Source organism: Nonomuraea ferruginea (assembly GCF_039540635.1).
GTDB lineage: Bacteria > Actinomycetota > Actinomycetes > Streptosporangiales > Streptosporangiaceae > Nonomuraea > Nonomuraea ferruginea.
In genome coordinates this window covers 16387-30795 of sequence record NZ_BAABFD010000021.1, presented here as the reverse complement: position 1 = coordinate 30795, position 14409 = coordinate 16387, and the positions used below count along the sequence as shown (strand labels likewise).

The 14409-nt window shown below is 71.9% G+C and carries 13 protein-coding genes; 5 read left to right on the top strand and 8 right to left on the bottom strand.

From position 1 onward, the window contains the following. The first annotated feature begins 4 nt into the window (after positions 1 to 4). The 3 genes from ABD999_RS33730 to ABD999_RS33720 are packed head-to-tail and all read left to right on the top strand — an operon-like array spanning position 5 to position 2370. Positions 5 to 667 carry an AzlC family ABC transporter permease gene (locus tag ABD999_RS33730; protein ID WP_148032658.1) on the top strand — a complete coding sequence of 221 codons (663 nt, stop codon included), beginning with the start codon at positions 5 to 7 and terminating at the stop codon, positions 665 to 667. After that, positions 664 to 978 (top strand): AzlD domain-containing protein, encoded by a 315-nt coding sequence (locus tag ABD999_RS33725; RefSeq protein ID WP_271279063.1) that lies wholly within the window; start codon positions 664 to 666, stop codon positions 976 to 978. The genes ABD999_RS33730 and ABD999_RS33725 overlap by 4 nt, the downstream gene beginning before the upstream one ends. 9 nt (positions 979 to 987) lie before the next feature. Beyond that, complete coding sequence (locus ABD999_RS33720; protein WP_345483067.1) at positions 988 to 2370, top strand: serine/threonine-protein kinase; 1383 nt, start codon at positions 988 to 990, stop codon at positions 2368 to 2370. Positions 2371 to 2374: 4 nt separating this feature from the next. On the opposite strand, the gene ABD999_RS33715 is transcribed toward ABD999_RS33720, so the two are convergent. From ABD999_RS33715 to ABD999_RS33705, 3 genes are read right to left on the bottom strand one after another with little or no spacing between them, the layout of a single operon-like run. Continuing rightward, positions 2375 to 3304 carry an RluA family pseudouridine synthase gene (locus ABD999_RS33715; RefSeq protein WP_148032661.1) on the bottom strand — a complete coding sequence of 310 codons (930 nt, stop codon included), beginning with the start codon at positions 3302 to 3304 and terminating at the stop codon, positions 2375 to 2377. After that, on the bottom strand, positions 3288 to 3881 hold the full coding sequence (locus tag ABD999_RS33710) for a signal peptidase II (protein WP_378525093.1): 594 nt from the start codon (positions 3879 to 3881) through the stop codon (positions 3288 to 3290). The genes ABD999_RS33715 and ABD999_RS33710 overlap by 17 nt, the downstream gene beginning before the upstream one ends. Continuing rightward, on the bottom strand, positions 3845 to 4246 hold the full coding sequence (locus ABD999_RS33705) for a TraR/DksA family transcriptional regulator (protein ID WP_148032663.1): 402 nt from the start codon (positions 4244 to 4246) through the stop codon (positions 3845 to 3847). Before ABD999_RS33705 ends, ABD999_RS33710 begins: the two co-directional genes overlap by 37 nt. Positions 4247 to 4711: 465 nt before the next feature. Here ABD999_RS33705 and ileS point away from each other — a divergent pair, with 465 nt between their 5' ends. Further along, positions 4712 to 7861, top strand: a complete 3150-nt coding sequence (gene ileS, locus ABD999_RS33700) for an isoleucine--tRNA ligase (RefSeq protein ID WP_271279025.1) — start codon at positions 4712 to 4714, stop codon at positions 7859 to 7861. A gap of 50 nt (positions 7862 to 7911) precedes the next feature. Here ileS and ABD999_RS33695 read toward each other — a convergent pair whose 3' ends face one another. Together ABD999_RS33695 and ABD999_RS33690 are read right to left on the bottom strand one after the other, a co-directional pair. Further along, on the bottom strand, positions 7912 to 8535 hold the full coding sequence (locus tag ABD999_RS33695; RefSeq protein ID WP_271279026.1) for an MBL fold metallo-hydrolase: 624 nt from the start codon (positions 8533 to 8535) through the stop codon (positions 7912 to 7914). A gap of 38 nt (positions 8536 to 8573) precedes the next feature. Then, positions 8574 to 9470, bottom strand: coding sequence for a LysR family transcriptional regulator (locus tag ABD999_RS33690; protein WP_271279027.1), 897 nt, complete (start codon positions 9468 to 9470; stop codon positions 8574 to 8576). 199 nt (positions 9471 to 9669) lie between these two features. Between ABD999_RS33690 and ABD999_RS33685 the strand changes: the two genes are divergently transcribed. Then, on the top strand, positions 9670 to 10731 hold the full coding sequence (locus ABD999_RS33685; protein ID WP_148034741.1) for an SDR family oxidoreductase: 1062 nt from the start codon (positions 9670 to 9672) through the stop codon (positions 10729 to 10731). A 381-nt stretch (positions 10732 to 11112) separates the two neighbouring features. On the opposite strand, the gene ABD999_RS33680 is transcribed toward ABD999_RS33685, so the two are convergent. The 3 genes from ABD999_RS33680 to ABD999_RS33670 form a co-directional block, all read right to left on the bottom strand. Further along, a complete protein-coding gene (locus ABD999_RS33680; RefSeq protein WP_271279028.1) occupies positions 11113 to 13056 on the bottom strand; it encodes a hypothetical protein in 1944 nt (647 codons plus the stop codon). 82 nt (positions 13057 to 13138) lie between these two features. Next, positions 13139 to 14014: a DivIVA domain-containing protein gene (locus ABD999_RS33675; protein WP_148032668.1), complete on the bottom strand. Its 876-nt coding sequence runs from the start codon at positions 14012 to 14014 to the stop codon at positions 13139 to 13141. A gap of 104 nt (positions 14015 to 14118) precedes the next feature. Continuing rightward, entirely contained in the window at positions 14119 to 14409 is a 291-nt protein-coding gene (locus ABD999_RS33670; protein ID WP_148032669.1) for a YggT family protein, read from the bottom strand.

Genomic DNA, 14409 nt, shown 5'->3' with positions numbered 1-14409 from the left:
TCCCATGGAACAGACGACACTCCGTTCCGCCGCCATCCGGGACGGTCTGGGTGTGGGTCTGGCCGTCGGGCTGTCCGGGGTCGCCTTCGGCGCCGCGGCGGTCACGGCCGGGCTCACCGTGCCGCAGGCGTGCGTGCTGAGCCTGCTGGCGTTCACGGGCGCCTCGCAGTTCGCGTTCGCGGGCGCGGTGGGGGCGGGCGGCGACCTGGTCTCGGCCGCGTCGGGCGCGCTGCTGCTCGGCGCCAGGAACACGCTGTACGGGCTGCGCATGGCCGACGTGCTGCGGGTGCGCGGAGCACGCAAGCTGGGCACCGCGCAGGGGGTCATCGACGAGACGACCGCCGTCGCCCTGGCCCAGCCGACCCCCGAGGCGGCCAGGGCGGGCTTCTTCACCACCTTCGCCGCGGTCTACGTGGGCTGGAACGTGACAACGCTGCTCGGGGCGATCGGCACGAGCTCGCTCGGCGACCCGGGGATGCTCGGGCTGGACGTGGTGGGGCCCGCCACGTTCCTGGCGATCCTGTGGCCGCGGCTGAAGGAGCGCGCCGAGCTGCGCGCGCTGGCGGCCGGCGGCATGGCCATCGCGCTGGCGGCGACTCCGTTCTTCCCGCCGGGCGTGCCGGTGCTGCTGGCGGCCGTGGCGGTGCTGGTGGTGATGCTGCGATGACCGCGCTGTGGTGGGCGATCGCCGGGGTGTGCCTGGGGTGTTACGCGCTCAAGCTGGCCGGGCTGGCCGCGCCGCGCCAGGTGCTCGACCACCCGGTGGTGAGCCGCTTCGCCGAGCTGGTGCCGGTGGCGCTGCTCGCGGCGCTCATCGGGGTGCAGATGTTCACGCAGGACGGCGCGCTGGCGTTCGACCTGGCCCGCACGGCCGGTCTGGGGGCGGCGGTCGTCGCGTTGCTGCTGCGTGCTCCGTTCCTGGTGGTTCTGGCGGCGGCCGCCGCCGTGACAGCGGTTGCCCGGGTCTTTCTGGGGTAGTCGCCCCGCATGTCCGATTCTGTGGGGATTGTTGGGGGCCGTTACCGGCTGGTCAGGACGATCGGGCGTGGCGGCATGGGTACCGTCTGGCAGGCCCACGACGAGGTGCTCGGCAGGGACGTGGCCGTCAAGGAGGTCCTCCCGCCCCCCGATCTGACAGGACCGGAACGCGACCTGTTCACCGTGCGCACCTTCAGGGAGGCGCGCGCGGCCGGCCGGGTCGCGCACCCGTGCGTGGCCGCCGTGTACGACGTGCTGGAGGAGCACGGGCACCCGTGGATCGTCATGCAGCTCGTCCGGTCGCGGACGCTGGGCGAGCTGGTGCGCGAGAACGGGCCGATGCGGCCGGCCGAGGCCGCGAACGTCGGTCTGCAGCTGCTGGAGGCGCTGCGCGCGGCGCACGCGGCCGGGGTGCTGCACCGGGACGTCAAGCCGGACAACGTGCTGCTGACGGACGACGGCAGGGCCGTCCTGACCGATTTCGGCATCGCCACCACCGAGGACGAGGCGCCGGTCACCAGGACCGGGATCCTGATCGGCACCCCCGCCTTCATGGCTCCCGAGCGGGCGGCGGGCGGCCCCGCCGAGACGGCCTCGGACCTGTGGTCGCTGGGCGTGACCCTGTACGTGGCGGTCGAGGGCCATTCGCCTTTCCACCGGTCGAACGCGCTGGCCACGCTGGGCGCGGTCATGCACGCCGAGCCCGCCCCGCTGTCGCGGGCGGGCGTGCTGGGGCCGGTGCTGCTGGGGCTGTTGCGGAAGAACCCGGCCGACCGGATGACGGTGGACGAGGCGGAGCAACGGCTGACCGCGATCATCAGGGGCATCGGGCCGGAGCCGACCGGGCCGGTGCCGATCGCGGAGGTGACCGGCGGCGACGCGGCGGCGATCGCGCCGGCGGCGCGGACGCCGCCCGGCAGGCGCAGGCAGCCGCTGCTCGCCCTGGGCCTCGGCGCGCTGGTCACGGCCCTGGTCACGGGCGGCGCGGCGTGGTGGTCGCACCGGCCGCCCGAGACGTCGGGCCCGCCGGCCGTGGTGCACACGCCGCAGCAGACCGCGACCGTCTCCGGCCCGCCGCCCAGCACCGGGTCCAAGGACGGCGACGGGCGCGAGGCCGGGGACCCGCCCGGCCGCTCCGAGGCCCGCCGTGACGACTCACCGCCCGCCACGTACGAGACGTCGCGCCCCGACCGGGACTCTGGCCCCGACCGCCGCGCCCAGAGGCGGGCCGACCCCACGCCCGAGGAGAGGCCCACCAGGTCGGCCGCGCCCACCCGATCCGCGGAACCGGAGCCGGAGCCGGAGCCCGAGCCGGACGAGGACGGGCCCGGCGAGGTGGAGCCGTCGCGCGGCGGCGGCGCGCAGGCCGAGCACTGGCACGCCTGGGAGTAGCCGGTCAGGACTCGGCGCGGACCAGGTCCAGCGCCTTCTGCAGGTCCTCGGGATAGTCGGTGCCGAACGACATCCACTCCCCCGTCGACGGGTGCTCGAAGGCGAGCGAGACCGCGTGCAGCCACTGGCGGGTGATGCCCAGCCGGGCGGCGAGCGTCGGGTCGGCGCCGTACAGCATGTCGCCCACGCACGGGTGACGCAGCGCGGACATGTGGACCCGGATCTGGTGGGTCCGGCCGGTCTCCAGGTTGATGTCGAGCAGCGACGCCGCCCGGAACGCCTCGATGGTGTCGTAGTGGGTGACGGACGGCTTGCCGCCCGCGACCACCGCGAACCTGCCGTCGCCCGACGGGTGGCGGTCGATGGGGGCGTCGACCGTGCCCCTGAACGGGTCGGGGTGGCCCTGAACCAGCGCGTGGTAGCGCTTGTCGACGGTGCGCTCCTTGAAGGCGCGCTTGAGGTGGGAGTAGGCGTGCTCGCTCTTGGCGACGGCCATCGCGCCCGTGGTGTTGGCGTCGAGCCGGTGCACGATGCCCTGCCGCTCGGCGGCGCCGCTGGTGGCGATCGTGTGGCCGGCGCCGAGCAGCCCGCCGATCACGGTGGGGCCGGTCCAGCCCACGGTCGGGTGGGCGGCCACCCCGATGGGCTTGTTGACCACGATGATGTCGTCGTCCTCGTAGACCACCCGCATGCCGGGCACCGGCTCGGCGACCGGCATCGGCGTGACGACCGGCGGCGGGAGCGTCACGTCCAGCCAGGATCCGCCGCGCACGCGGTCGGACTTGGCCGGTTGCCTGCCGTCGACCATCACCTCCCCGGCGGCGATCAGCTCGGCCGCGCGGGTGCGCGAGAATCCGAACAGCCGGGAGAGCGCGGCGTCGAGCCGCTCTCCCTCCAGCCCGTCGGGCACGGGCAGGCTACGCTGCTCGGCCACTCTTGCCCTCCCTCGTTCCGTCGATCTGGTAGCCGCGCCAGGCCAGGATCACCGCCAGGATGCCGCCGCACACGATGGCCGAGTCGGCCACGTTGAACACCGGGAAGTAGTCGATGACCGGGAAGTTGCCCGGCAGCACCTCGACGAAGTCGACCACGTGCCCCTGCAGCTGGGTCGGCCGGCCGAAGCCGGACGGGTAGCGCAGCAGCCGGTCGGTGAGGTTGCCGAGCGCCCCGCCGAGCAGCAGCCCCAGCGTGATCGCCCACGGCATGCTCACCAGCTTGCGCGCGGTGCGGATGATGGCGGCGACCACACCGGCGGCGATCAGGGTGAAGACGAACGTCATCCCGGTGCCGATGCTGAAGGCGGCTCCGGAATTGAAGATCACCCTGAACTGGAGGACGCCGGGGATCACCACCAGCGGCGGCTCCCCCTCCAGCGCCTCCAGCACCACGGTCTTGGTGACGAGGTCGGCCACGTAGATGACGGCCGCGAGTGAGGTGAGGACGGCGAGGACCCGGCCCCGCCGTCCGCCCGCCGCTACCGGCGTTCCTCCCTCTGCTTGCACGTCACGCACAGCGTCGCCCTCGGGAACGCCTGAAGGCGTTCCTTGCCGATCGGCTTGTGGCACGATTCGCACACTCCATAGGTCCCTGCGTCGATCCTGGCGATCGCACGTTCGTTCTGCGCGACCAGGTCGCGTGCATTCAGGGTAAGGGCGATCTCGCGTTCCCGCTCATACGTCTTGGCGCCGGCGTCCGCCGTATCGTCGCCGGCGCCCTGGGTGACGTCTCCGGACGCGATCTCGCTCTCGTGGCGCAGGATGTCCGCGTTCAGCTCGTCTATCTCGGTTCGCAGGCTGCCGCGTACCTCGGCCAGCTCCTCGTCCGACCACATCGACGGGGTCGCGGTCTGCGTGACTGCCGCCATGGTTGCCTCCATGCTGTTGGGCGATGCCGATCTCGGGCTGGTCAAGGCCGTGATTGGTGCGGGCAGCCTAGGTTCCTCATAACGGAACGGCAAACGACCCGCCGGACGGATTACCCCTCCCGTACTATCCCGCCTCGCCCTTCTAACTCCTGCCCAGGCGACTCCATTCCCACAAATTTGTCACTTCCAGGACTTCTCCCCCTTGCCTGGTGCGCAGCCTCGAAACCCGGAAGCTTCCGTCTCCGCTCTGCGTTATGGTGTGAACCTGCAAGGCGTTGATGGGGCCCTCTCGCGAGGGGCATCACCCCGGAGCCGCCGGAAGAACGGCTCGATCGAGCTCACTAGACCCGGCAGCAGCCAGAAAGAAGAGGGTCTCACCGAGCGTGAGGCCAAGAAGGGTGGTACCGCGGGGCCGTCGGCCTCGTCCCTTCACGCAACCTGTCTGCAGATCAGAGACGCGTGGAGGTCCCGCCCGACATGTCTTCGCCACCGTTCCGCTCCCTTCCCGCGCAGGTCGACCTGCCCGCGCTTGAGCGTGAGGTCCTGGACCGCTGGCGCGATGGGAAGATCTTCGAGCGCTCCGTCCAGCAGAACGAGGGCAACCCCGCGTGGGTGTTCTACGAGGGCCCGCCCACCGCCAACGGCCTGCCCGGTGTCCACCACGTCGAGGCCCGCGTCTTCAAGGACATCTTCCCCCGCTACAAGTCGATGCGCGGCTTCAGCGTGCCGCGCAAGGCCGGCTGGGACTGCCACGGCCTGCCGGTCGAGGTCGGCGTGGAGAAGGAGCTCGGCCTCTCCGGCAAGCGTGACATCGAGTCCTACGGCATCGCCGAGTTCAACGCCCGCTGCCGCGAGTCCGTGCTGCGGCACGTCGACGCGTTCGAGCAGCTCACCGAGCGGATGGGCTACTGGATCGACCTGTCGACCGCCTACCGGACGATGGACCCCGACTACGTCGAGGCCGTCTGGTGGTCGCTCAAGGTCATCTTCGACAAGGGGCTGCTGTTCCGCGACTTCCGGATCACCCCCTACTGCCCGCGCTGCGGCACCGGCCTGTCCGACCACGAGCTGGGCCAGCCGGGCGGCTACGAGACCGTGACCAGCCCGTCGGTGTTCGTGCGGATGCCGGTCACCTCAGGGCCGCTGGCCGAGCTGGGCGCCAAGCTGCTCATCTGGACGACCACGCCATGGACGCTGGTGTCCAACACGGCCGTGGCGGTCCACCCCGACGTGACCTACGTCGCCGCCCGCACCGGCGACGGCGAGGTGCTGGTGGTGGCCGAGCCGCTGCTGGCCGCGGTGCTGGGCGACGACGTCACCGAGGTGGCCCGCTTCACCGGCCGCGAGCTGGAGCGCACCCCGTACGAGCGCCCGTTCGAGCTGGTCGACATCCCCGGCGCCCACTACGTGGTGCTCGGCGACTACGTGACCGTCGAGGACGGCACCGGCCTGGTCCACCAGGCGCCCGCGTTCGGCGCCGACGACCTGGCGGTGACCAAGAAGTACGCGATGCCGGTGGTCAACCCGATCGGCCCCGACGGGCGCTTCCTGGACGACGTGCCCATGGTGGGCGGGGTGTTCTTCAAGGACGCCGACGAGCGGCTCACCGACGACCTGCGCGAGCGCGGGCTGCTGTTCCGCGGCGGCCACTTCGACCACAGCTACCCCCACTGCTGGCGCTGCCACACGCCGCTGCTCTACTACGCGCTGCCGTCGTGGTACATCCGCACCACCGCGGTCAAGGACCAGATGCTGGAGGAGAACTCCAAGACCAACTGGTTCCCCGACACGATCAAGTGGGGCCGCTACGGCGAGTGGCTGCGCAACAACGTCGACTGGTCGCTGTCGCGCTCCCGCTACTGGGGCACGCCGCTGCCGCTCTGGGTCTGCTCGGCCGACGAGTCCCACGTGACCTGCGTCGGCTCGCTGGCGGAGCTGGGCGAGCTGGCGGGCCGGAACCTCTCGTCGCTCGACCCGCACCGGCCGTTCGTCGACGACGTGACCTTCCCCTGCCCGTCCTGCTCGGCCGAGGCGCGCCGGGTGCCCGACGTGATCGACGCCTGGTACGACTCGGGCTCGATGCCGTTCGCCCAGTGGGGCGAGGCGGGCAAGCCCGAGGGCGTCTACCCGGCGCAGTTCATCTGCGAGGCGACCGACCAGACGCGCGGCTGGTTCTACTCGCTGATGGCCGTGGGCACGCTCGTGTTCGGGCAGTCCTCGTACGAGAACGTGCTCTGCCTCGGGCTCATCCTGGCCGAGGACGGCCGCAAGATGAGCAAGCACCTCGGCAACGTGCTGGAGCCGATGCCGCTGATGGACCAGCACGGCGCCGACGCGCTGCGCTGGTTCATGGCCTGCGCGGGCTCGCCCTGGTCGGCCCGCCGGGTGGGGCACGGCGCGCTGGAGGAGATCGTCCGCAAGGTCCTGCTGACCTACTGGAACACCGCCTCCTTCTTCACGCTCTACGCCAACGCCGAGGAGTGGTCGCCGGCCGATCTGGCCTCGGCGCCGCCCGCGGCCGAGCGGCCGCTGCTCGACCGGTGGGCGCTGGCCGAGTTGCACCGCACGGTCGCCGAGGTGACGGCCGCGCTCGACGTGTACGACACGCAGCGGGCCGGGCGCAGGCTGGCCGACTTCCTCGACGACCTGTCCAACTGGTACGTGCGCCGCTCGCGCCGCCGGTTCTGGCAGGGGTCGCGGGAGGCCTTCGCCACCCTGTACGAGTGCCTGGAGACGGTGACCCGGCTGATGTCGCCGCTCACGCCGTTCGTCACCGACTACCTGTGGGACGTCCTGCGCGCCGAGGACCAGCCGTCCTCGGTCCACCTGACCTCCTGGCCGGCGGTGCGCGAGGAGCTGCTGAACCCGGCGCTGTCGGAGCAGATGGCGCTGGTGCGGCGGCTGGTGGAGCTGGGCCGCTCGGCCCGCGCCTCCTCCGGCGTCAAGACCCGCCAGCCGCTGCGCCGCGCCCTGGTGGGGGCGCACGGCTGGCCGGCGCTGCCGGGCGAGCTGCGCGGCCTGGTCGCGGACGAGCTGAACGTCCAGGCGCTGGAGGACATGTCGGGCTTCAGCGCCGACCTGGTCTCCTACACGGTCAAGCCGAACTTCCGGGCGCTGGGCAAGCGGTTCGGGTCGCAGACCAAGCTGGTGGCCGCCGCGGTCGGCGCCGCCGACGCCGCGTCGGTGGCGCGCACGCTCCGCTCCGGCGCGACCGTGACGCTGGCGGCGGGCGAGCTGGGCGAGGTGACGCTCGGCCCGGACGAGGTGATCGTCACCGAGCAGCCGCGCTCCGGGTGGGCGGTGGAGACCGGCGCGTTCGACACCGGCACCGGCGAGACGGTGGCGCTCGACCTGGAGCTGACCGACGAGCTGCGCCGGGCCGGTCTGCTGCGCGAGGTGATCCGCCTGGTGCAGGAGGCCCGCAAGGCGACGGGCCTGTCGATCACCGACCGGATCTCCCTCTGGTGGCGCTCGTCCGACCCCGACCTGGCCGAGGCGCTGCGCGCGGGCTCCCAGGTCGTCGCCGACGAGGTGCTGGCCACGTCGGTGACGGAAGGCGACGAGCCGGGCCTTCCGGAGCACACCGACGCCGATCTCGGCCTCACCTTCCAGCTCCGCCGCGCCTGACGGTGCAGGACCCAGTCCGGCGGGGAAGGTGTCCTTCCCCGCCGGGCGCGTCAAATCTCGGCGGAGCCGCCGACGGGCAGCCGCCGGAACTCGGCGGCGGCCCGCTCCCCCTCGCCGGCGAGCACGCCGTCGAGGACCTTGAGCCCCCACTCGTTGAGCAGCCCGTCGTGGATCGCGTACGCGCGCCGCGGCTTGACCGCCCGCAGGTAGCGGATCAGGTCGGGCACCGTCATCCACGGCGCCTGGCCCGGCACCAGCAGCGTCGGCACCTCCACGACGGTCAGCGCGTCGCCCGGGTGGAACACCTCCCCGTCCACCAGGAACCCCACGTTGTCGACCGGCGGCATGTCGGGATGGCTGACGTGGTGCTTCTCCCCCAGGACCGCCACCCGGAACCCGGCCACGTCCAGCACGTCGCCGTCCTTGACCACCCGCACCCGGTCCCCGAGCTCCGTCAGGTGCCGCGCCACCCCCGGGCAGGTGTACACGGGCAGATCGGGACGCTCACGCAGCCGCTCGGGGGCGAAATGGTCGAAGTGCTCGTGCGTGATCAGCACCGCCTCGGCGCCCTCCAGCGCCTCGGGCTCGGGCGTCATCACCCCCGGGTCGATGACCAGGGCCCGGGAGCCCTTCTCCAGCCGTACGCAGGCGTGACCGTACTTGGTGATCCTCATCGACCCATCCTGCCGCCCTTTCACCCTGGTCGCGTCCGCTACCAGGGGCGGGCCAGCCGCTCGCGCGTGGTGTCGAGCAGCAGGTCGAGGAAGGCGGCGCAGAGGGCGTCGGGAGCGGCGCGGGTGTAGGCGGTGAGCTCGCGAGTAACCCGGGGCACCGGCTTGAGCGTGTGGCCGTCGTAGCCGGCCGGCACCACATTGGCGGGGATCAGCGCGGGCCCGAGCCCCGCGGCGGCCAGGATCGGCGCGGACGCCGTCTGCTCGGCCCTGACGGCGATCTTCGGCTGGAAACCCGCCGCGGCGCAGGCGCGGTCGAGGATGTCGGCGAGGCCGTTGCCGGGCGCGTAGTGGACCCAGCGCCGCTCCCGCAACTCCTCCAGGCGGGCCTCGGCCGCCTGGAGGCCGGCCAGCGGGTCGTCCCGTGAGACGGCGATGACGAACTCCTCCTCGCCGAGGGTGTGCACCGGCCCGGCCCAGCCGTGCGGGCGGGGGCCGATGGCCAGGTCGGCCTGCCCGCCGGCCATCGCCTGGGCGAGCTCGTCGGCGTGCCGGTGCTCGAACAGCCGCACGTCGACGCCCGGATGGCGGCGGCTCCAGACCCGCAGCGCGGCGGGCAGCACGCCCAGGCTGACCGAGTAGACGGCCGCCAGCCGCAGCTCACCCGCGCTGAGCCCGGCGGCCCGGCGCACCGCGGACACCGCACAGGCCGCGTCGGCCAGCGCGGCCCGCGCGTGGGGCAGCATGGCACGCCCGGCCGGGGTGAGGGTGACGCCGCGCGGCGACCTTTCGAGCAGCGCGGCCCCGATCGCCCGCTCCAGCGCCTGCACCTGGTGGGACAGGGCGGGCTGCGTGACGTGCAGGAGCTCGGCGGCGCGGGTGAAGGACCCTTCGTCCACGACCGTGACCAGGTATTCGAGCTGCCGCAAGCTGATCATGCACAGAACTTATCAGGACGATAGAAACTATGAGTTGGCCCTATAGAGGACACTCGCCCCAGACTTGTACCGGACAGGCGGAATGGGCCCATGACGGCACCGACGCGGCGGCCGGCTCACACCCAGCGCGAGCACGGCCTAGGGCCGCTGCTCCGAAAGGCCGCCAAGGGCGGCGACACCATCATGAAGAGGAGAAAAGATGAACAGCGTCCAGCGGAAGGTCGCCCTCGTCGTCGGCGCCCAAGGGGTGATCGGCCGCAACCTGGTCGAGCATCTCGACGCCCTCGGCGACTGGGAGGTGATCGGGCTCTCGCGTCGCGGTGGCGAGACCACCGGCCGGGTCCGCCAGGTCTCCGTCGACCTGCTCGACCGGGACGACACCGCCAAGAAGCTCAGCGGGCTCACCGAGGTGACCCACGTCTTCTACGCCGCCTACCAGGACCGCCCGACGTGGGCCGAACTCGTGCCGCCCAACCTGGCGATGCTGGTCAACGTGGTCGACGCGATCGAGCCGGTGGCGCCCGGTCTGACCCATGTCAGCCTCATGCAGGGCTACAAGGTGTACGGGGCGCACCTGGGTCCCTTCAAGACCCCGGCCCGCGAGTCCGACCCGGGCCACATGCCGCCGGAGTTCAACGTCGACCAGCAGGCGTTCCTGGAGAGGCGGCAGCGAGGGGCGGGCTGGACGTGGAGCGCGCTCCGCCCGTCGGTCGTGTGCGGATTCGCCCTGGGCAACCCGATGAACCTGGCCATGGTGATCGCCGTCTACGCGGCCGTCTCCAAGGAACTCGGCCTGCCCCTGCGCTTCCCCGGCCGCCCGGGCGCCTACGACAAGCTGCTGGAGATGACCGACGCCGGCCTGCTGGCCAAGGCCACCGTCTGGGCGGCGACGGACCCGCGCTGCGCCAACCAGGCGTTCAACATCAACAACGGCGACCTCTTCCGCTGGAACGAGATGTGGCCGAAGATCGCCCGCTTCTTCGACCTGGAGGTGGCCGATCCGCTGCCCATGTCACTCCAGGTGGTCATGGCGGACAAGGAGCCGCTCTGGCGTGAGATGACCGGGAAGTACGGGCTCGAACCGCACTCCTACGAGGAGGTGTCCTCATGGGCGTTCGGCGACGCCGTCTTCTCCTGGGACTACGACGTGATCGCCGACGGCTCCAAGGCCCGCCGCTTCGGCTTCCACGAGTTCGTCGACACGGAGAAGATGTTCCTCGACATCCTCACCGACCTCCGCACCCGCAAGATCATCCCCTGACCCGACAGGTCCCGCAGAATCAGCCCTGAGCCAACCGGTCCCGCAGGATCACCCCCAAGCCGACCAGTCCCACAGATCACCCCCAGCCAACCGGTCCCGCAGGATCACCCCCCAAGCCGACCAGTCCAGCAGGATCATCCCTGAGCCAGTCGGTTCCAGATCACCCCCGACCGGTCCCGCAGGATCACCCCGGAGCCAACCTGTCCCGCAGATCACCCCTAGCCGACCGGTCCCGCAGGATCGGCTCTGCCAGTTCAAGGCCCGCACAGCGCCGCGCCGTCCGGACTCCCCCGACACGGGCACTGCGCGGACAACGCCCCGACTCACTCCGGGGCACCCCGTCGGAGCGGTCCGGACCGTTGTCGCGGGGATGACCTACGGTCAGCTGACGGTCTCGTGAGCGTGCTGGCAGACGGAGCAGGGGGTCAGACCCGCGGCCTCCGCCTGGTTGCGGGTCATGGTCTCCACACCCGAGTCACCCGCCCCCTTGATCAGCGGGCAGGCGGTGCTGTGGTAGCGGCGGGTGCCGACGATGACCTTGACCGTGCCGGACCCCTTGGCCCCGCTGTCACCGTTCGCCGCCTCGGCAGGCTCTTGGTCGCGCGCATCGTCGACGTCCGAACTGTCACCTGGCGCGGTCCTGCCGTTCTCCGCCTTGTCTTCGGACGGACGGGTGTCACGAGAAGCGGCGCCCTTGGGCAACGGCCCCTGGGCCTTGGCGGACTCGGCCGACGACGGCGGCCGCTGCGCCCCAGCCGGGGACGCGGGCTCGAACAGGGAACGCGTCCTGACACTCTTCTCCGTCGCGGAAGCCGACTCCCCCTCGGAGGAACCCGCTACGGACGAGTCGCCTCCGCCCTTCTCACGTGACACGCCCTTCTCACCCTCATCGTCGCGAGACGCGCCCCGATCACCCTTGGCGGAACCACCCACAGCCGAGGCACCAGGCTTCTTCTCCCGAGACTCGGCCCGATCATCCCGGCCGGCACCGGTCACAGACGAGGCACCGCTCCCTGACTTAGGAGACGCAGCCCGATCACCCTTCACAGAGCCACCGCTCCCGGACTTCTCCTCACGGGGTGCGGCCTGGTCCCCTCTCGCCGACGGGGTGCCGCCCGTGGCGGGATCCCCCGTACCGGAGGGCTTCCCCTGTGCGGGCCGATCACCCGAGCCCTCACGGGTACCCGACGCGGGCGCGGGAGGCACTGGCGTGCCGGCGGCGGTCACGCGGGGTTGCGGGCGGGTGTCAGGCCCGGAGTCCGGCTCGTCCGCCCGTGCGGAAGCCGCGTACGGACGCTTGCCCTGCTCCTGGGACGACCGGCCCGCGCCCTGGGCACCACGACCGGGCCCTTGCGGCGAGGAGCCGGATTCCGACGCCGGACGACCCGGCTCGTACGGGGACCGGGAACCGCGCCCGGGCTCCGGGTCGTCGCGCTCCGGACGGTCCTGCCTGGACGAGCGGCTCTCCGCAGACGGACCAGAAGGACGACCTCCGGACGAGCGGCTCTCCGCGGACGGACCAGAAGGACGACCTCCGGACGGGCGGCCGCGCTGCTGGACCGGGCGGGTCTGCTCGGCGGTGGGGGCGCCGGGACGGGAACCCTCAGGCTCCGGCGCGGCGGCGGACGGCTCGCCCTTGCCCGCGGGCGGCGGCGCGTCCTCGGTGGTGCGGCCGAACCAGCCCGCTTCGGCGGGCGAGGCGGCGGACTCCTGAGCGGGGGTGGCGGGCTCCGGCGGAAGCACCGGCGGCCGAAGGTCGCGGGTCGGCTCGGAGGGGTCGGCGAGGCTCTCAGCGGGGACCGCGGGCGCCGAGTCGTCGGCGGGGGGCAGTTGCCGCCCGCCGAGCGCGGCGTCGGGCAGGCAGGCGGTGCAGGGCGTGAAGCCCTCTTCGCGAGCCTCCTCGTAGGTGAGCTCCTCGTGATCCCGTCCGGCCAGCTGGCGGCAGCCTCGGACGTGGTATCGCTTGCGCCCGGGGATCACCAGCACGATCGCGTCGGGGGAGATCCCCCCGGCCGCGGGCCGGTGCGGCGTGGGGACGCCGGGCGCGGGCGACGGCACGGTCGCCGTCCGCGGGTAGGGCTGCGGACGGGACGGCGGCGCGCCCATGGGGCCGGTCTGGGCGTACGGCGGGACGCCGGGAGGCACGAGCCCTGCCGGCGGAGGAGGGGTGGCCGGCATCGCGGCCTGCCCACCACCGGGAAACAGCTCGTGACGCCGCAGCAGCGCTCCGATCACGAGGAACAGCGCGGACAGCACGCTGACCACGATGGACCACATGATCAGGAACGGCTTTGCCAGTACGAAGCCCGCGATCAGCAGAATCACTGCCGCGAGCACCAAACCAGCACTGATAAGGATCACTAGGGGCTCTTTCGAGTGACGGGTCCTTGGTGTGACCCGCTACACCTTACCGGCGCTCGTTGTGGGGACCGTCGCTGCCGGGGAAGGCGCCCTGCGGGGCCTCGCCGCCGAACGGGTTGGGGTTGCCGGGCAGAGGCTGCTGACCGCCCTGGGGCACGGCGTGCGACATGGCCGGCGCGCCGGAGGGACCGCCCGACATGACCGGGAACCCGCCGCTGCCCTCCGCTGAGACGTTCAGCTCGGCGAGCTGGTTCTCCAGGTAGAGCTTGAGGCGGCTGCGGTACTCGCGCTCGAAGCTGCGCAGTTCCTCGACCTTGCGCTCGAGCTCGTCGCGGGTCTGGACGAGGGAGCCCATCGCCTGACGGTGCCGCTCCTGGGCGTCGCGCTCGAGCGTCTCGGCGCGGGCGCGGGCGTCGCCGATGACCTGCTCGGCCTGGCGGCGGGCCTTGGTGAGGATCTCGTCGGCCTCGCGGCGGGCGCGGGTCACGGTCTCGTCCGCCTCCCGGCGGGCGTCGGCGATCGCCTGGTCGGCCGTCTGCTGGGCGAGGGCGAGCACGCGGGCGGCGGTGTCCATGTTGTCTTCGGCGGGCGGCATGTTCATGCCCACCGGCACCGGCTGCGGCTGCTGATGCTGCGGCGGCTCCGGCGCGCGCATGGGCTCCGGCTGGGGCGGCGCCATCATCTCAGGCTTGGGCTGCTCCTGCACGGGCGCGGAGGCCATGGGCATGTTCATGCCACCAGGCACTTTGCCGCGCATGCACTCGGAAAGCTTGGCACGCAGCTCTTCGTTCTCTTGGATCAAGCGGTCAAGCTCAGCCTCGACTTCGTCGAGGAAGGCGTCGACCTCTTCCTCGTCGTAGCCCGGTCGGAGCCGGGTGGTACTGAACTGCTTGTTCCGCACATCAGCGGGCGTAAGCGGCATTTTGGTCTCCTTGGCGCGCTTGGAGTCTGTCCGGAGGGACGGTCACCCGAATCACTTCAGCGCGGACACGAGTTGGATCATGACCGGGTGCCCTGCAGACCTCGTCACGGACCGAACGATCCTACGACGTTGATCAAGATCAACACGACGATGAAGAGGACTGTGAAGCTTAGGTCAAAGGCCACCGTACCCAACCGCAGTGGGGGAATGAAACGGCGGAGGAACTTGAGAGGCGGGTCGGTCGCGGTGTACGTGACCTCCGCCAGCACGAGCACGACCCCGGTGGGCCGCCACGAGCGGGCGAACGCCTGCACCGTCTCGAAGATCATCCTGCCGATGAGAAGCACCAGGTAGAGAGACAGGACTACGACCAAGATCTGGCTGACTATCCCCAC